Source organism: Streptomyces sp. AMJ-169, from assembly GCF_055597585.1.
In genome coordinates this window covers 39443-58477 of the sequence record NZ_JBVLTJ010000008.1, presented here as the reverse complement: position 1 = coordinate 58477, position 19035 = coordinate 39443, and the positions used below count along the sequence as shown (strand labels likewise).

The following is a 19035-nucleotide window of genomic DNA, read 5'->3' as shown; positions in this document are numbered from 1 at the left end:
GCGTTCGGGCCTGGTGGACATTCTGCCGCTGTCGCCGCTTCAGGAAGGAATGCTGTTCCACGCGCTCTACGCGGGCGACGAGGGCAGCGAGGACGTCTACACCGTGCAGGTCGCCCTCGATGTGGAGGGCGGCCTGTCGGCGCGGGAGCTGCGCCGCGCGGCCGGGGCGCTGCTGGAGCAGCACGCGAACCTGCGGGCCGGGTTCCGGGTGCTGAAGTCCGGCAAGGCGGTGCAGGTCGTGCCCGAGAGCGTGGAGCCGGCCTGGCGGGAGGCGGACCTGCGGTCGGCGCCGCCCGGGGAGGCGGAGCGGATCGCCGCCGAGGAGCGCCGCCCGTTCGGCCTGGACCGCCCGCCGCTGATCCGCTTCTGTCTCCTGCGCCTGGCGGACGCCCGCTTCCGCCTGGTGATCAGCAACCACCACATCCTCCTGGACGGCTGGTCGACCCCGGTCCTGGTCCGTGAGCTGTTCGCGCGCTACGCCGGCGCGGCGCCGCCGGCCCCGGTCACCGCCTACCGCGACTACCTGTCCTGGCTGCGCGGCCAGGACAGGGAGGCGGCGCAGGCCGCGTGGGACGCGGTGCTGGCCGGACTCGACGGCCCCACGCTCCTCACCCCGGGCGCCGCCTCGGACCGCCGCGGCGCGCACCGGCCCGAGCCGGTGCGGGAGGTCGTACCGGCGGACACCACCGGGCGGTTGGAGCGCTGGGCCCGGACCCGCGGCCTGACGATGAGTACCGTCCTGCAAGGCGCCTGGGGTCTCCTGCTGGGCATGCTGACCGGGCGGGACGACGTCGTCTTCGGCACGACCGTCTCCGGCCGCCCGCCGGAGCTGCCCGGCGTCGAGTCCATGGTCGGCCTCTTCATCAACACCGTCCCGGTCCGGCTGCGCGCGGCGCCCGCGGCGGCGGTGCAGGACGTGCTGGCCGCGCTCCAGCGGCAGCACGAGTCCCTGCTGGACCACCAGCACCTCGGGCTCGCCGAACTCCAGGGCCGTACCGGCCTCGACGAGCTCTTCGACACCCTGCTCGTGTACGAGAACTACCCGCTGGACCCCGGCGAGTTCCACAGCCCCGCCCCCGGCCTGCGCGTCGACGGGGCGTCGATCCACAGCGCCACGCACTACCCGGCGACCGTGACCGTCGAACCCGACGGCGGCCGGCTCAAGCTGCGCCTCGCGCACCGCCCCGACCTCATCGGCACGGCCGCCGCGCAGACCCTGCTGCGGCGGCTCGTCCGCGTCCTGGAGCAGATCGCCGCCGCGCCCGCGACGCCCGTCGGACGGCTCGACATCCTCGACGCGGCGGAACGCCGGCAGCTGATACCGGACACCGCCTCCGAGGCCGCCGTCCACGGAAGCCACCCGGCGTACGTCGGCTACGCCCCGGGGCGGCCGGAGGGGACGGCCGTCACGCGGGACGCGATCGCCGCGTCGCGCGCGTACGTCCTCGACGGCGCGCTGCGGCCGGTGCCCGCCGGAGTCGCCGGCGAGCTGTATCTCGCGGGCCCCCAGCTCTCCCGGGGCTGTCTGGACCGGCCGGGGCCGACCGCGCGGCACTTCGTCGCCGACCCCTACGGCCGTCCCGGCACCCGCATGTACCGCACCGGTGACCTCGTCCGCCGCACCGCCGGGGGCGAGCTGGAGTTCCTGGGGCGCGCCGACGAGCAGGCCAAGGCGCGCGGCACGCTGGACCGGCCCCCGTCGGCGGGCCAGGGCGCCCCCCGCACCCCGCTGGAGGCCACCCTCTGCACGCTCTTCGCGGAAGTCCTCGGCGTCGAACGGGTCGGCGTCGACGACAACTTCTTCACGCGGGGCGGGCATTCGCTGCTCGCGACCCGGCTCGTCAGCCGCATCCGCACCGAGACCGGCATGGAGGCGGGCATCCGGGCGCTCTTCGAGACGCCCACCGTCGCGCTGCTCGCCGAGCGGCTCGACCCGGCGCGCGAGGCCCGTCCCGCGCTCGTGGCGCAGCCGCGCCCGGACGTCGTGCCGCTGTCGTACGCGCAGCGCAGGCTGTGGTTCCTCGACGAGTTCGAGGGGCCCAGCGCGACCTACCACATCCCGCTGGTCATCGACCTGCGCGGGCCGCTCGACCATGCGGCGCTGCGGGCCGCGCTGGGCGATGTGGTCCAGCGGCACGAGATCCTGCGGACCGTCTATCCGGCGGCCGGCGGCGAGCCCCGGCAGCAGGTTCTGGACACGCTGCCGGGGCTGCCGGTCGTGGCGGCCTCGGCGGCGCAGCTGCCCGCGCTGGTCGCGGAGGCCGCGGGCACGCCGTTCGACCTGGCCCGGGAGATCCCGGTGCGCGCGGCCCTCTTCGTGACCGGGCCCGAGCGGGCGACGCTCGCCCTGACGCTGCACCACATCGCGACCGACGGCTGGTCGACGGCCCCCCTCTGCGCCGACCTGAGCGCCGCCTACGCGGCCCGCCGCCAGGGGGCCGCCCCGGTCTGGACGCCGCTGCCGGTGCAGTACACCGACTACACCCTGTGGCAGCGCCGCCTGCTGGGCGCCGAGGACGATCCGGACAGCGTCCTCGCCACGCAGATCGCCTACTGGAAAGAGGCGCTGGGCGGGCTGCCCGACGAACTCCCGCTGCCCGCCGACCGCCCGCGCCCGGCGGTCCCGGGCCACCGGGGCGGGCTCGTCACGTTCACGGTCGCCCCGGAGACCCACCGGACGCTGACGGACCTCGCGCACGGCAGCGGCGCCAGCCTCTTCATGGCCCTCCAGGCGGCCCTCGCCACCCTCCTGAACGCGCTGGGCGGCGGGGACGACATCCCGCTCGGCACCCCGGTCGCCGGCCGCACGGACGACGCGCTCGCCCCGCTGGTCGGCTTCTTCGTCAACACCCTCGTCCTGCGCACCGACCTCTCCGGCAACCCCACGTTCCGCGAACTCCTCGGCCAGGTCCGCGAGACGAACCTGTCGGCGTACGCGCACCAGGACCTGCCGTTCGAGCGGCTGGTGGAGATCCTCAACCCGGCCCGCTCGACCGGCCGGCACCCGCTCTTCCAGGTCATGCTGAACCTCCTGAGCACCGACCGGCCCGCACTGGACCTGCCCGGCGTCACCGTCTCCGCCGCGCCGCAGGACGAGCGGTCGGTCCGCTTCGACCTGGAGTTCCAGTTCACCGAGCGGTTCACCCCCGACGGCACGCCCGACGGGCTCGACGCGACCCTCATCTACGCCGAGGACCTGTACACCGCCGCCACCGCGCAGACCTTCACCCGCCGCCTGACCCGCGTCCTCACCCAGCTCGCCGCGGACCCCGACCTGCCGCTCGGCCGCGTCGACACGCTGCTGGAGGGCGAGCACATCCTTGAGGAGCACGACGACACGGTCCGCGAGGGGACTGTGGCCGGCCTCTTCGAGGAGCAGGTCCGGCGGACCCCGGACGCGGTCGCGGTCGCCGGGCCCGGGGAGCTGACGTACCGCGAACTGGACGCGCGCGCCAACCAGTTGGCCCGCTCGCTGCGGGAACAGGGCGTCGGCCCCGGCGCGTTCGTCGGCCTCTGCCTCCCCCGCTCGGCCGACCATGTCGTCGCACTGCTCGCGGTGCTCAAGTCCGGTGGCGCGTACGTGCCGTTGGACCCGGAGTACCCGGCCGAGCGGCTGGCGTTCATGGTCGAGGACGCCCGCCCGGTGTGCGTGGTGACCACCGACGCGCTCGCCGGCCGGCTCCCCGCCGGCAGCGCCGTGCTCCTGCTGCCCGGCACCTGGACCGGCGACGGCTCCGGCCTCGCGGACACCGGGCTGACGGCCGGGCATCCGGCGTACGTCATCTACACCTCGGGGTCCACCGGGCGGCCGAAGGGGGTCGTGGTCGCGCACCGCAGCGTGGTGAACCTGCTGGAGTGGGCGGGCGGCGCGTTCGGGGCGGACGAGCTGGCGCGGGTGCTGGTGTCGACGTCGTTCAACTTCGACGTGTCGGTGTTCGAGCTGTTCACGCCGCTGGTGCGGGGCGGGAGCGTCGAACTCGCGGAGAATGTCCTGGCGTTGGGCGACAACCGGTCTCCGAGCGGTGGGGCTCCCTCCCAGCCGCCGTCCCTCATCAGCGGCGTCCCCTCCGCCGTCGCCGCCGCCCAGCAGCTGAGGCCGCTGCCCGCCGGTGTCCGGCGGATCGTCCTCGCCGGTGAGGGGCTGTCGTCGGCCCTGGTCCGCGAGCTGACGGCCGCCGTGCCGGGCGCGCGGATCGCCAATATCTACGGCCCCACCGAGGCGACCGTGTACGCCACCGCCTGCTGGGTGCGGGAGTCGCATCTCGACGGGCCCGGCGTGCCCATCGGCCGGCCGGTCGACGGTACGCGGGCGCTGGTCCTCGACCGGTTCCTGCGCCCGGTACCGCCCGGTGTCGCGGGCGAGCTGTATCTCGCGGGCGCCCCTCTCGCCGTCGGCTATCTGCGCCGCCCCGGCCTCACGGCGGAGCGGTTCGTCGCCGACCCCTACGGGCCGCCCGGCACCCGGATGTACCGCACCGGCGACACCGTCCGGCTGCGGCCCGACGGCGAACTGGAGTACCTGGGCCGCTCCGACGAGCAGGTCAAGATCCGCGGCTTCCGCGTCGAACCGGCCGAGATCGAGGCCGCGTTGACCGCACAGCCGGCGGTCGGACAGGCGGCGGTGACGGTACGGGAGGACCGGCCGGGCGACAAGCGGCTGGTCGCGTACGTCGTCCCCGCGCCCGGCGCCGACGTCGACCTCGGTGACGTGCGCCGCGCCGTGGCCGGTGTGCTGCCGGACCACATGGTGCCGTCCGCGTTCGTCGTGCTGGAGCGGCTGCCGCTCAGCCCGAACGGGAAGCTGGACCGGCGCGCGCTGCCCGCGCCGGCGTACGAGGCGGCTCAGGACGCGCCGCGCACGCCGCTGGAGGCCACCCTCTGCACGCTCTTCGCGGAAGTGCTCGGCGCCGAACGGGTCGGCGTGCACGACAGCTTCTTCGACCACGGCGGGCACTCGCTGCTCGCGACCCGGCTGATCAGCCGGATCAGGACCGAGACCGGGACCGAGGCGGCCATCCGCGCGCTCTTCGAGGCGCCGACGCCCGCGCTGCTCGCGGACCGGCTCGACCCGGGCGCCCGGCGGCGGCCCGCGCTCACGCGGGTGCCCCGGCCGGAGGTCGTGCCGCTGTCGTACGCGCAGCGCCGGCTGTGGTTCCTGGACGCGATGGAAGGGCCCAACGCGACCTATCACATCCCGTTCGTGGTGCGGCTCGAGGGCCGGGTGGACGTGGCGGCGCTGCGGGCGGCGCTGCGTGACCTCGGTGAGCGGCACGAGGTGCTGCGCACCGTGTATCCCGTCGCGGACGGGGAGCCCTACCAGCGGGTGCTGGACGGGGTGGCGCCCGAGCTGACCGTGGCGTCGGCGGACCCGGCCGACGTGCCCGGTCTGGTCGCGCGGGCCGTCGACGAGCCCTTCGACCTGGCCCGGGACGTCCCGCTGCGCGCCCGCCTGTTCGTGACCGGGCCCGAGACGGCCGTGCTGGCGCTGACCCTGCATCACATCGCGGGCGACGGCTGGTCCTCGGGCCCGCTCTTCGCGGACCTCGCCGCGGCCTACACCGCCCGGACCGGCGGCGGCGCGCCCGGCCGGCCCGCGCCGCCCGTGCAGTACGCCGACTACACCCTCTGGCAGCGGCGGCTCCTGGGCGCCGAGGACGACCCGGGCAGTCTCCTCACCGAGCAGGTCGGCCACTGGACGAAGGCGCTCGCCGGGCTCCCCGACGAGCTGGCGCTGCCGACGGACCACCCGCGTCCGCCGGCCGCCTCCCACGCGGGCGGTCTCGTCTCGTGCCGGGTGCCCGCGCGGACCCACCGGGCGATGGCGGCCCTGGCCCGGCGGGAGCGGGCGAGCCTGTTCATGGTCTGCCACGCCGCCCTGGCCACGCTGCTGCACCGGCTGGGCGCCGGGGACGACATTCCGCTCGGCACCCCGGTCGCGGGGCGCACCGACGAGGCGCTGGACGACCTCGTCGGCTTCTTCGTCAACACCCTCGTCCTGCGCGCCGACTTCACGTCCGGCCCGACCTTCCGCGAACTGCTGGCCCAGGTCCGCGCGTCGGACCTCGCCGCGTACGCGCACCAGGACCTGCCGTTCGAGCGGCTGGTGGAGATCCTCAACCCGGCCCGCTCCAGGGCCCGTCAGCCGCTCTTCCAGACCGTGCTGAGCCTGACCTCGGCCGAGAGCGGCGGGTTCTCGCTGCCGGGCCTGACCCTGGCCGAGGTCCCGCCGGACGAGCCGGCGCCGGGCGGGGTCCGCGCCAAGTTCGACCTGGAGTTCCGGTTCGCCGAGACCTTCACCGCCGACGGCGCCCCGGACGGCATCGACCTCTCCCTCGTCCACGCCACCGACCTGTACACGGCGCAGACGGCCCAGGCGCTCGCCGAACGCCTGGCGCTCCTCCTCGACCAGCTCACCGCGCGGCCCGACCGCCGCGTCGGCGACACCGACGTCCTGCTGGCCGGGGAGCACCGCCGGGCCCTGGCGCTGGGCACGGGTGACGTCCGGGAGCTGCCCCCGCTGACCCTGCCGGACCTCCTGCGCCGGCAGGCCGGGCGCACCCCGGACGCCCTGGCCCTCACGGACGGCGCCGCACACCTCAGCTACGCGGAGGCCGACGCGCGCGCGAACCGGCTCGCCCGGCATCTGCGCGGGCTCGGGGTCGGCCCCGGGAGCGTCGTGGGCCTGTGTCTGCCGCGCTCCGTCGAGCTGGTCGTCGCGCTGCTGGCCGTGCTCAAGGCGGGCGGCGCGTATCTTCCGCTCGACCCCGAGTACCCGGCGGACCGGCTCGCCTTCATGACCGGCGACGCGCGCCCCGCGCTCGTCCTCACCACCGAGGGGACCGCCCCCGGCACCGGCGCTCCCCTGCTGTTCCTCGACGCCCCCGAGACCGCCGGCGCCGTCGCCGCGCTGCCGGGGGACGCCCTCACGGACGGCGAACTGCGGCCGGGGCACCCGGCGTACGTCATCTACACCTCGGGGTCGACCGGTGTCCCCAAGGGGGTCGTCGTCAGCCATGAGGCCATCGTGAACCGGCTGCTGTGGATGCAGGACGCCTATCAGCTCGGGGCGGACGACCGGGTGCTCCAGAAGACCCCGGCGGGTTTCGACGTGTCCGTGTGGGAGTTCCTGTGGCCGCTGATCACCGGCGCGGCCCTGGTGGTGGCCCGGCCCGGGGGGCATCGCGACCCGGGGTATCTGGCCGCGCTGATCCGCGCACAGCGGGTCACGACCGTCCACTTCGTGCCGTCGATGCTCCAGGCGTTCCTCCAGGAGCCGGCCGCCGCCGCGTGCACCGGGCTGCGCCGGGTCCTGGCCAGCGGGGAGGCGCTGCCCGCGCCGCTGGCGGACCTCTTCCACCGCACGCTCCCGGCCGAGCTGCACAACCTGTACGGCCCGACGGAGGCCGCCGTCGACGTGACCGCGGCCCCCATCGCGCCGGGCACGGCGGGCGTCCCGATCGGCCGCCCGGTGTGGAACACCCGCGTATACGTCCTGGACCCGGCGCTGCGCCCGGTGGCGCCGGGCGTGGCGGGCGAGCTGTACCTCGCCGGGGTGCAGCTGGCCCAGGGCTATCTCGGCCGGCCCGCGCTGACGGCGGAGCGGTTCACCGCCGACCCGTACGGGCCGCCCGGCGCCCGTATGTACCGCACCGGTGACGTCGTGCGCTGGGACGCCGGGCAGCTCGTCTACCTCGGCCGCACCGACCACCAGGTCAAGGTGCGCGGTATGCGGATCGAGCTCGGCGAGGTCGAGAGCGCCCTGCTCGCGCACCCGGCGGTGGGGGCGGCGGTCGTCACGGCCGGCGGCGACCGGCTGGCCGGCTATGTCGTCCCGGACGAGACCACCGCGTCGGCCGTGCGCCGGCTGCGCGCGCTGGAGCGCTCCGGCCGCACGGCGGGCGTCTCCCGCGTCTGCCTGCCGAACGGCATGAGCGTGTTCTGCCGGGGCCGCGCCGAGGCCGAGTTCCTGTACGAGGAGATCTTCGCGGCGCGGGAGTATCTGCGCGGCGGTGTCGAACTCCCCGACGGCGCCTGTGTCTTCGACGTCGGGGCGCACATCGGGATGTTCGCGCTGTCCGTGGCGGCCCAGGCGCCGGGGAGCGTGATCCACTGCTTCGAGCCGATGCCGGACGTCTTCGGGCTGCTGGAGCTGAACGCCGAACTGCACGACGCGGGCATCCGCGCCCACCCGTACGCGATCGCCGAGCGGGAGGGCAGCGCCGAGTTCACGTACTACCCGGAGGTGTCCATCCTGTCCGGCCGGTACGCGTCGGCGCGGGAGGACCGGGCGACCGTCGAGACGTACACCGCGCGGGAGCTGGCGGCGGGCGACGGGGAGCGGGAGCTCCTCGACGAGCTCCTCACCGCCCGGCTGCGCTCGGAGCGGGTCCCCTGCGAGCTGCGCACGCTGTCTCAGATGATCCGGGAGACCGGCGTCGACCGCGTGGACCTGCTGAAGATCGACGCGGAGCGCAGCGAACTGGACGTCCTGCTGGGCATCGAGGACGCGCACTGGCCGGTCATCGGGCAGATCGTCGCGGAGGTCCACGACGAGGAGGGACGGCTCGCCAGTGTCGAACGCCTGCTGCGGGAGCGGGGGTTCGCGGTGACGGTGGACAACACCGCGCAGCTGGAGGGGACTTCGCTGGTCACCGTGTACGCGATCCGCCCGGACCGGCCGAAGGCGGTCGCGCCCGCGCCGGCCGCCGGCGGCACCTGGGCCGACCCCGACCGCCTCCTGTCCGACGTCCGCACGGACCTGCGCCGCACCCTGCCGCGCCACCTGGTCCCCGACGTCCTGACCCTCATCGACGCCCTGCCCGTCACCGCCAACGGCAAGGTCGACCGCGCCGCGCTCCCCGAACCCGCAGGACCGCGCGCCGCCGGCCGCCCGCCCCGCACCCCGCGCGAAGCACTCCTGTGCTCCTTGTTCGCCGAGGTCCTGGGCCGTACGGAGGTCGGCGCCGACGACGACTTCTTCGAGCTGGGCGGCCAGTCCCTGCTCGCGATCCGGCTGATGAGCCGCGTCCGCACGGCGCTCGGCGCGACGGTGGGCGTCGGCGCCCTGTTCGACGCGCCCACGGCCGCCGCCCTCGCCGTACGCATCGGGGAGCAGGCCGGTACAAAGGAGGCCGCCGAGGTCCTGCTGCCGCTGCGGGTCCAGGGGGAACGCCCCGCGCTGTTCTGCGTGCACCCCGGCGCCGGTTTCGGCTGGACCTACACGGCCCTCGCCGACCGGGTGACCGCCCAGCACCCCGTGTACGCGGTCCAGTCCCGCGGCCTCGACGGCGACGGCGAACTCCCCCGCGACGTGCGGGAGATGGCGGCCGACTACGTGCGGCAGCTGCGCGGGGTCCAGGAGAGCGGCCCTTACCACCTGCTCGGCTGGTCCTTCGGCGGAGTCGTCGCGCACGAGATGGCGTGCCTGCTCCAGGCGGCGGGCGAGGAGGTGGCACTGCTGGCGATGCTGGACTCCTATCCCCCGGAGCCGGACGACACCGTCCTGACCGAGGACGGGGTCCTGCGGGAGCTGTCGGACGAACTCGGGGTGGAGATCGGCGTGCACGACGATCCCCGGACCGTCGTCGCCGCGGTCGACGCCGGGCGGATCCCGCTCGGCGCGGGCCGGACGCTGGGGGACCTCACCGAGGAGGCCGCCGCGCGGGTCGTCGCCGTCTACCGCAACAACCTCCTCCTCGGGCTCGCGCACACGCCGGGCGTCTTCCGGGGGGACGTGGTGTTCTTCGCGGCGGACGCGGGGCCGACGGCCGGCCGGGCGCCGGGGGCGGCCTGGGGGCCGTACGTGACAGGCGCGGTCGACAACACCCAACTCGCCTGCAAGCACAGCGAGATGGGGGGTCCGGAGGTGATGGGGGCCGTGGGTGAGCGGATCTCCGGTCTGCTGACCGGCTGACGGCGGCAAGGGTCGGCCTCCTGAGTGCACCAAGAGAAAAGGCCTCCCACCTTTCCGGGTGGGAGGCCTCCTTCATGCGCCGGCTACAGCTCCGCCTCCAGCTCGTCGATCTCCTCCTGCGTCAGCGACAGCAGGGAGAGGTCCGAGGGGACGAGTCCGCCCGCCTCGGGGTCGTCGGCGTGGGTGACGAGGGCCGTCACCGCCCTGCGCCAGGTGTGCGCCAGGTCCTCCACGGCCTCCCGCGACAGCAGGTCGCCCGGCCACACCCACGTCACCGACAGCTGCTGCCCGGCCGGGGTGACGCGGGTGACGGCGTTGATGTCGAGGGTGTGCGTGAACGGCATCCGGTGGTTCTCCCCGCCGCTGAAGCCCTCCTCCCCCGCCACGAGGTCCCACTCCCGCTCGGCGCCGCCGAGCCGGCCGAGGTAGTTGAAGGACACGTGCGGGTGGTTGGCCTCCTCCAGGGCGCGCAGGGCGGGCGCGGTACGGGAGTTGAGGTGGCGCAGCATTCCGTAGCCCAGGCCGTTGTCGGGGATCGTCCGCAGCTGTTCCCGCACGGACTTGACGGTGCGGCTGAGCGCGGCGGGTGCGTCGAGGTCGGGGACGCCGTCGCCGGGCAGGGCCAGGTGGACGGGGTGGGTGCTGGTGAACCAGCCGACGGTGCGGGTGAGGTCGAGGGCGGCGTCGGTCTCCTCCCGGCCGTGGCTCTCCATGGTCACGAGGAGCGAGCCGGTGGCGTCCCCGCGCAGCCGGGTGCGCCAGTCGACGACCGCGAGCAGCAGGGCGCTCAGGAGGACGTCGTTCACGGTGGCCCGGTGCGCGGCCGGGACCGGTCCGAGGAGGGGTTCGGTGAGCTGTGCGGGGAGGGTGATGTCGAGGACGCGGTGGGTGGCGACGGTGTCGCGGCGCGGGTCGAGGGGGCGGTGGGCGAGCGGCGGGTTGGGGGCCTCCAACATGCCGGTCCACAAAGGCAGTTCGCCCTCCCGCTCCCCGGCGCGCGCGACAAGCTGCCGCGCCCAGTGCCGGAACGGCGTCCCGTACGAGGGCAGTTCCTCGCCCTCCCAGGCGGCCCGCAGGTCGGGCAGGAGGATCCGCCAGGACACCCCGTCCACGGCGAGGTGATGCGCCGCGAGCAGCAGTTTCCCGCACTCACCGGGCCCGTTGTCGAGCCAGACGGCCTGGAGCATGCGGCCCGCTACGGCGTCCAGGCGCCGGCGCGCGGCGGCGGAGGCGTCCTCGAAGTCCGCCGGGGAGGTGACCCGGGCCAGCGACTCGGGGGCGTCGACGCTCCCTTGGGGCCGTACCTCCATCGCCCACGTCCCGCCGTCGCCCTCGACGAGCCGCCCGCGCAGCATCCCGTGCCGGTCGACGACCGCCTGCAACGCCTCGCCCAGCTCTTTCTCCGCCAGCCCGGCCGGCACGAGCGCCACCACCGCCTGGTCGAACCCTTCGGGCAGTCCGCCCTGTTCGTGGCGGCGCCGGACGACGGGCGTCAGCGGCACCTCGCCGACCGCGTCCGCGACCGCCTCCACCGGGGCCTTCGCCTCCCGCTCGGCGACGGCGGCGAGCGCGGCGACCGTGCGGTGCCGGAACACGTCCCGCGCGGAGAACACCCACCCGGCGGCACGGGCCCGGGACACCAGCTGGATGGCGACGATGCTGTCCCCGCCCAGCTCGAAGAAGCTGTCGTCGGCACCGACCCGCTCAAGCCCCAGCACCTCGGCGAACAGCCCGCACAAGGCCTCCTCGCCCTCCGACACCGGCGCCCGCCCCGCCGCCGTCCCGCCGAAGCCGGGCTCGGGCAGGGCGCGCCGGTCCAGCTTGCCGTTGACCGTCAGCGGCAGGGAGTCGAGCAGGATCACCGCCGCCGGCACCATGTACTCCGGCACCCGCCGGCTCAGGTGTTCCCGCAGTGCGGCGGGGAGGTCCCCGTGGCGCCGGGAGCGGGCGGGGTCGCCGGTGGGCGCGGCGAGCGGCTTGGCGGCGGCCGGGACGACGTACGCGACGAGGCGGTCGTCGCGGGCGATCACGGCGGCCTGGCCGACCGCCGGGTGGCCGGTCAGGGCGGTCTCGATCTCGCCGGGCTCGATGCGGAAGCCGCGCACCTTGACCTGCTGGTCGTCGCGGCCGAGGTACTCGATCTCGCCGTGGCCGTTCCAGCGGGCCTTGTCGCCGGTGCGGTACATGCGGGTGCCGGGCGGGCCGTAGGGGGCGGCGACGAAGCGTTCGGCGGTCAGGGCCGGGCGGTTGAGGTAGCCGCGGGCCAGGTTCGGTCCGGCGAGGTAGAGGTCGCCGGTGACGCCGGCGGGGGCCGGGCGCAGGGCCCTGTCGAGGACGTAGGCGCGGGTGCCGGTGAGCGGGCGGCCGATCGGGACGCCGGTCCCGTCGAGGTGGCGGTCCTCGACCGGGCAGGCCGTGGCGTAGACGGTCGCCTCGGTCGGTCCGTAGATGTTGGCGACGCGGGCGCCGGGGGCGGCGGCCAGGGCGGCGCGGGCGCTGCCGGAGGTGAGGGCCTCGCCGGCGAGGACGATCTGCCGGAGCGTGTCCGGGAACGGTCCGCTGCGGGCGGCGAGGGCGGCGTTGACGGCGGCGGGGACGCCGCTGACCAGGGTGGGGGCCCAGGTGCCCGGCCGGTCCTCGGCGAGGGAGAGGGCGTCGGCGACGATCTCGGCCGTGCCGCCGGAGACCAGCGGGGTGAAGAGTTCGAAGACGGAGACGTCGAAGTTGAAGGAGGTGGAGACGACGACGTGCGCCAGGTCCGCGGCGGGGAAGGTCTCCTGGGCCCAGCGCAGGAGGTGGGTCACGCCTTCGTGGGGGACGACGACGCCCTTGGGGGTGCCGGTGGAGCCGGAGGTGTAGATGACGTACGCCGGGTGGCCGGGCAGCAGTCCGGTGTCCGTGAGGGGTTCGGCGGACGGTTCCTGGTCGTCGTAGTGGACGACAGGCGTGTCCACGAGGTGGGCGAGTTCCGGCACCGTCACCGTGCACACGGGCCGCGCGTCGGCCGTCATCCCGGCGAGGCGGTCCGCCGGGTGCGCGGGGTCGAGCGGGAGATAGCCGCCGCCCGCCTTCAACACGGCGATCAGCGCGACGACTTGGAGCGCCGAGCGGGGCATGCACACGCCCACGAAGGTCTCGGGCCCCACCCCGCGCGCCCGCAAGGTCCGGGCCAGCCGGTCCGCCCGCTGGTCGAGTTCGCGGTACGTCAGCCTCCGGGAGCTGTCGATCAGCGCGACGGCGTCCGGCGTCCGGGCCGCCTGCTGCGCCAGCAGCGCGGTGAGTGTCGTGGCGGGCAGCTCCCGGGGTGTGCCGGAGGCGGCCAGCAGCTCCCGGCGCTTGCCGGCCCCGAGGAGGTCGAGCCGTTCGACGGGCGTGTCCGGCGCGGCGGTCACCTGCTCCACGACCCGCACGTACCGCTCCAGCAGGGTCCGCGCGGCGGTCGTGCCGATCAGGTCGGGGCGGTGGTCGAGGCGGACGGCGATACGGGTGTCCTCGGGGAGGACGGTGACGGCCACCGGGTAGTGCGTGGCGTCGCGCGCGGACAGCCCCGTGATCCGGACTCCCTCGGCGGGGCTGAGCAGTTGGGCGGGGTCCAGCGGGTAGTTCTCGTACACGACGAGGGTGTCGAAGAGTTCGGGCAGGCCGGTGTAGTGCTGGAGGTCGGAGAGGCTGAGGTGCTGGTGGTCGAGGAGGCCGCTCTGCTGGTCCTGGACGGCGGCGAACAGGCTCTGGAAGTCCGTGCCCGGGGTGACGCGGACCCGGACGGGGACGGTGTTGATGAACAGGCCGACCATCGACTCCACGCCGGGCAGCTCCGGCGGACGGCCGGCGACGGTGGTGCCGAAGACGACGTCGTCACGGCCGGTGAGGGCGGCCAGCAGCAGCCCCCAGGCGCCTTGCAGGACGGTGCTGACCGTCAGATCGCGCGAGCGCGCCCAGGTCTTCAGGCGCCGGGCCGTCTCCTCCGGGAGGCCGGCCTCCAGGCGTTCCGGCTGCCGTGACACGCGCCGGTCGGCCGCCGTGTCCGGGACGAGGAGGGTGGGTTCCTCGATCCCGGCCAGGGCCCGGCCCCACGCCTCGCGCGCGCCGGCCGCGTCCTGGCGGTCCAGCCACTCCAGGTAGGCGCGGTAGGGGGTGACCTCGGGGAGGTCGGCGGACTCGCCGTACAGCGCGAACAGTTCGCGCAGCAGGACCGGCATCGACCAGCCGTCGAGGAGGACATGGTGGTGGCTCAGCGCGAAACGGTAGCGGTCGTCGGCCAGTCGGAGCAGGCAGAAGCGCAGCAGGGGCGGGGCGGCGAGGTCGAACGGGCGGCGCTCGGCGGCGAGGACGCGCTGTTGCTCGTCGTCGGCGGCGCCCCGCAGGTCGGCCACGGACCAGTGGCTGCCGTCCTCCGGGGCCACGGTCTGCACCTGCGTGCCCGAGGACAGGGTGCGGAAACCCGCGCGGAGGTTCGGGTGGCGGGCGACGAGTGCCCGGCAGGCCGCTTGCAGGGCGTCCGCCGAGATCTCTCCGGCGAGGTCGAGGACGATCTGCGCGGTGTAGACGTCCTCGCCCGCTCCCTCGCCCTCGTAGGAGGCGTGGAACAGCATGCCCCGCTGGAGCGGGGTGAGCGGCAGCAAGTCCTCGTGGCCCGGGCCGAGTTCGGCGAGGTCGGCCGCGGTGAGCGCGAGGAGGTCGGAGGCGGCGGCTCCGGTGCGGGGTCCCTCGCGGCGCGCGACGGCGGCCAGCGCGGCGACCGTGCGGTGCTGGAACACGTCCCGCGCGGAGAACACCCACCCGGCGGCCCGCGCCCGCGACACCAGCTGGATGGCGACGATGCTGTCCCCGCCCAGCTCGAAGAAGCTGTCGTCGGCGCCGACCCGCTCAAGTCCCAGCACCTCGGCGAACAGCCCGCACAGCGCCTCCTCCCCCTCCGAGACGGGCGCCCGCCCCGACACCAGCTCCCCGAAGTCGGGCTCGGGCAGCGCGCGCCGGTCCAGCTTGCCGTTGACCGTCAGCGGCAGCCGCGCCATCACGACGACGGCCGCCGGTACCATGTACTCCGGCAGACTCGCCCCCAACTCCCGCCGCAGCGCGAGCGGTTGGACATCGACGCCGGGCTCGGGGACGACGTAGGCGACGAGCCGTTTGTCGCCGGGCCGGTCCTCCCGTACGACGACCGCGCTCTGCGTGATGCCCGCCAGCCGGTCCACCGCCGCCTCGACCTCGCCGAGTTCGACGCGGAAGCCGCGGATCTTGACCTGGAAGTCGGAGCGGCCGACGAACTCCAGGACGCCGTCGGTGCTCCAGCGCAGGAGGTCACCAGTGCGGTACATACGGGAGCCGGGGGGGCCGTAGGGGTCGGCGACGAAGCGCTCTGCGGTCAGGCCCGGCCGGTTCAGATAGCCGCGGGCCAGCCGGTTGCCGGCCAGGTAGGCCTCGCCCGCGACGCCGGCCGGGACCGGGCGCAGGTCGCGGTCGAGGACGTACACCTGGGTGTTGCGGACGGGGCGGCCGACCGGCGGGGTGTCGGAGCCCGTCATCGGGTCGCTCCAGACGGCGTCGGCGGTGGTCTCGGTGGCGCCGTAGATGTTGAGGAGGGCGACGTGCGGGGACCAGCGGGCGACCGACTCGCCCGACACGGCCTCGGCGCCCGTCGCGAGGACGCGCAGATCGGGCAGGCCGTCCTCGGGGAGGGTGCGCAGGACGGTCGCGGTCACATAGCCGTGCGTGATCCGGTTGTCGGCGAGGACCTGGGCGAGTTCGGGGCCCGCGAGCTGCCCCGGGGGCGCGACGACGAGGGTGGCGCCGTGCAGGAGAGCGGCGGCCGTCTCGATGAAGGAGACGTCGAAGCTGGGCGAACTGGCCTGGAGGACACGGTCGCCGGGGCCGACACGCAGGTGCTCGGCCATGGTGCGGGCGAAGTCGGCGATGCCGGTGTGCGGGACGACGATGCCTTTGGGGCGGCCGGTGGAGCCGGAGGTGTAGATGACGTAGGCGGGGTGGCGGACGTCCAGGGGGGCGGTCTGCGCGGGGCTGGGGGCGCTTTGGCTCAGGGAACTTTGGCTCGGGGCGTTTTGCGTAGGGCTCGCGTCGCTCTGCTCAAGGTCCGTCAGCAGGACGACCTCATGCCCCGCCCCGATCCGGTCCACCAGATCCCCGGTGGTGAGAACGCACGCCGGCCGGGCGTCCGCGAGCATGAACTCCAGCCGGTCCGCCGGATATCCGGGGTCGAGCGGCAGATACGCCCCGCCCGCCTTGGTGACGGCCAGCAGCGCCGCCACCCACTCGACGGACCGCGTCAGGCACAGCCCCACGACGGTCTCGGCCCCGACCCCCCGCCCGCGCAGCGCCCCGGCCCACCGCTCGGCCAGGGCATCCAGCCCGGCGTAGGTCAGCGCGTCCCCGGGCATCCCTCGCGCGGGGACGACGGCGAGCGCGTCCGGGGTCCTGCGGACCTGCTCCTCGAACAGCGCGGGCAGGGTGGCCGGGTCTCCGTCGCGGGCGGTGTCGTTCCACTCGACGAGAATCCGGTGCCGCTCCTCCGCGTCGGTCAACTCCAGCGCGCTGACCGGGAGTTCGGGGTTCAGGGTGGTGAACTGGTCGAAGAGGCCCAGGATGCGGGTGAGGTGGGCGCGCACGGAGGCGTCGTCGTAGCGGCCTCCGTGTGCTTCGAGGACGACTTCGAGACCGCGGACGGCTTCTCCCTCGCCGGCGCCGGTGTCGATGACGTAGAGGGCGATGTCGTCGACGGGTCCGTAGGCGAGGTAGCGGCAGGTGACGGGGGCGCCGCCGAAGTCGGGGTCGGCGCGGCCGAAGACGTTGGCGACGAGGCCGAAGAGGGGGGCGGAGCCGTCGACGCCGCCGAGTTCGCGGGCGAGTTCCTCGGAGCGGTAGCGGTGGTGCGGGAGGGCGCCGCGGATGGCGGTGGCGCACTGGCCGACGAGTTCGGCGAGCGTCATGCCGGGGTGGACGGCGAGGCGGACGGGCAGGAGGTTGACGGTGAGTCCGGGCGCGTTCGCGGCCGGGCTGCCGGGGCGCCTGCGGGCGGGGCAGGGGATGCCGACGACGAGGTCTTCCTGGCCGGTCATGCCGTGCAGGTAGGCGGCGCTCGCGGCGACGGTGAGGCGGGCGAGGCTGGTGCCGTAGCGCTCCAGGGTGGCGCGGACGGCGGCTTCGCGGTTCGGGGCGAGGCGGTGGGTGTGGCGGATGACGGAGCGCTTCTCCAGCGGCCGGTGGCGGTTGCCGAGGCCCGCGTTCTCGGGGCGGTCGCGCAGCACGTCGAGCCAGTAGGCGTGGTCCTTCTCGAAGTCCTCGGAGGCACGGTAGGCCTCGTCCTCGGCGAGGAGGGCCTCGGTGGAGGCGAGGGGGGTGCCGGTGTCGGGTTCGCCGCGCAGGAGGGCGTTGTACAGGCCGGCTATACGGGCCGTCACCATCTGCTCCGACTGGCCGTCGAGGAGGATGTGGTGGCCGCGCCGGTACCAGACGTAATGGGCGTCGTGGACCTTGAAGAGGACCTCGGTGAAGAGGGGTCCGGCGGCGAGGTCGAGGGGCTGTTCGGCGTCGCCGCGCATCCAGTCCTCGGCGGCTTCGCGCGGGTCGGGTGCGGCGCTGACGTCGAGGAAGCGGGGCGCCCAGTCGGGGTCGGGGTCGACGAGCTGGCGGGGGCGGCCGTTCTCGGCGGGGAACCGGGCGTGATACAGGGGGACTTCGGCGATGCCCCGGCGTACCGCCTCGGTGAAGTGGCCGACGTCCACGGGGCCGTGGATCTCGAAAGAGAGGGCGCCGTTGTAGGCGGCGCTCTGCGGGTCGAGTTGCTGGGCGTTCCAGAGGGCGACCTGCCCGGGCAGCAGATTCCAGTTCGCTTCGTGGCGCTTCGGCATATGCGGTTCCCTCTGTCGAGTCGGTTCCCTGCGGAAGGGCCGGAGAGGGTGTCGGTCCGCCTTGCCAGTGGCCGGGTCCCGCGACACACGGCCCGTTCCCCCGTCAGGAGATCACGCGGCGGGCGGTATCGCGCAGACCACGGTGAACCTAGGACCCCACGTCCTAGGTTCACCGGCACCGAGACATAGGGGCCGCGGCCGGTCGATAATCAACGAGGGGTCATGTGGAGGCGTTCACCACGACCAAGGTCATCGGAGAGAAGTCGGAGACGAAATAGACCTCACCCGCCACCTCGACATTCTGGCCGTACGGGTCGGCCACTTTGAAGGAATACCGGCCGCCTTGCCAGATCGGATACTCGTCCCATATCCTGCGGAATTCGGGGCACACTTCCTGGAGACTCCTGAGGAGTGAATCCGATTTCGCGTCCCGGCCGGATATCCTGATGTTGCGCCGCAGCAGCGCGACGATCTGCCGGGCGGAGTGTTCCCAGTCCGCCGCGGAATCGAACCGCTGCTTCATCGAGAAGATGGCGTGCGCCGTGTTGATCCGCGCGTCCGGGAGCTCGGTTATCTCGGTCACGAGCTCCTTGAAGCGGTCGTTCATCTCGACCACGTCCAGGCGGGCGTCGAAGGTGGCGGCCGGCATCTCCATCCGGGCCACGGTGAGCGGGGTGTCCGCATAGACCGGGCTCGTGCCGTCCGAGGGCTGGGTGACCGGTGAGAAAGCGAGCTGCGCCAGATACCTGGACTCCTCCGGCGTGAGTTTCAGCGCCCGGGCCACGGAGTTCAGGATCTCCATGGACACATTGATGCGGCGCCCCTGTTCCAGCCGGCTGTAATAATCCGCGCTGATGTTCGCGAGCCGGGCAACTTCCTCCCGGCGCAGCCCGCAGACCCGGCGGCGCGCGGAACCCGGATCGAGGCCCACGTCCCCGGGGGTGAGCCGGGCCCGGCGGGCCCGCAGAAAGTCACCGAGTTCTTCGTTGTTCTCCATCGCTCTCCTAGCGGCGGGCCAGCCCGCGGTCTCCTGCGGCCGGTTCAGCCATTGGCCGGTTTATGCCAATCGGTGCCGAGATCCGGACAGCAGGGAGAAAAACCGTCAGGAAGGCCAGTGGGGGGAAACAGGGGATTGACAAGGACGGATTGACAAGGACGGACCGAAAAGGCGCGGAGCACAGCTAGGCGAAGTCGTGGTCGGGGGTTTCCGCGCCTCTGGTCCGAAGAGTAACGAAGACTTCAAACGTTTTCCTAGAG

General features: G+C 74.3%; 2 protein-coding genes and 1 pseudogene. 1 reads left to right on the top strand and 2 read right to left on the bottom strand.

Annotation, left to right across the window (positions count from 1 at the left end; all coding sequences use genetic code 11):
• Window positions 1-28: 28 nt before the first annotated feature.
• Window positions 29-9913 (top strand): annotated as a pseudogene (locus ACYUD3_RS20915) (amino acid adenylation domain-containing protein); the annotation flags it as partial.
• A gap of 83 nt (window positions 9914-9996) precedes the next feature.
• On the opposite strand, the gene ACYUD3_RS20910 reads toward ACYUD3_RS20915, so the two are convergent.
• Together ACYUD3_RS20910 and ACYUD3_RS20905 are read right to left on the bottom strand one after the other, a co-directional pair.
• Window positions 9997-17778, bottom strand: a complete 7782-nt coding sequence (locus ACYUD3_RS20910) for an amino acid adenylation domain-containing protein (RefSeq protein WP_470972053.1) — start codon at window positions 17776-17778, stop codon at window positions 9997-9999.
• Between the two features lie 220 nt (window positions 17779-17998).
• Window positions 17999-18775, bottom strand: a complete 777-nt coding sequence (locus ACYUD3_RS20905) for an MmyB family transcriptional regulator (protein WP_470972051.1) — start codon at window positions 18773-18775, stop codon at window positions 17999-18001.
• Between the last annotated feature and the right edge of the window lie 260 nt (window positions 18776-19035).

Excerpts from the sequence above, each read along its gene's own strand:
- ACYUD3_RS20910 (WP_470972053.1), bottom strand. The coding sequence starts at position 17,778 with ATGCCGAAGCGCCACGAAGCGAACTGGAATCTGCTGCCCGGGCAGGTC.
- ACYUD3_RS20905 (WP_470972051.1), bottom strand. The coding sequence starts at position 18,775 with ATGGAGAACAACGAAGAACTCGGTGACTTTCTGCGGGCCCGCCGGGCC.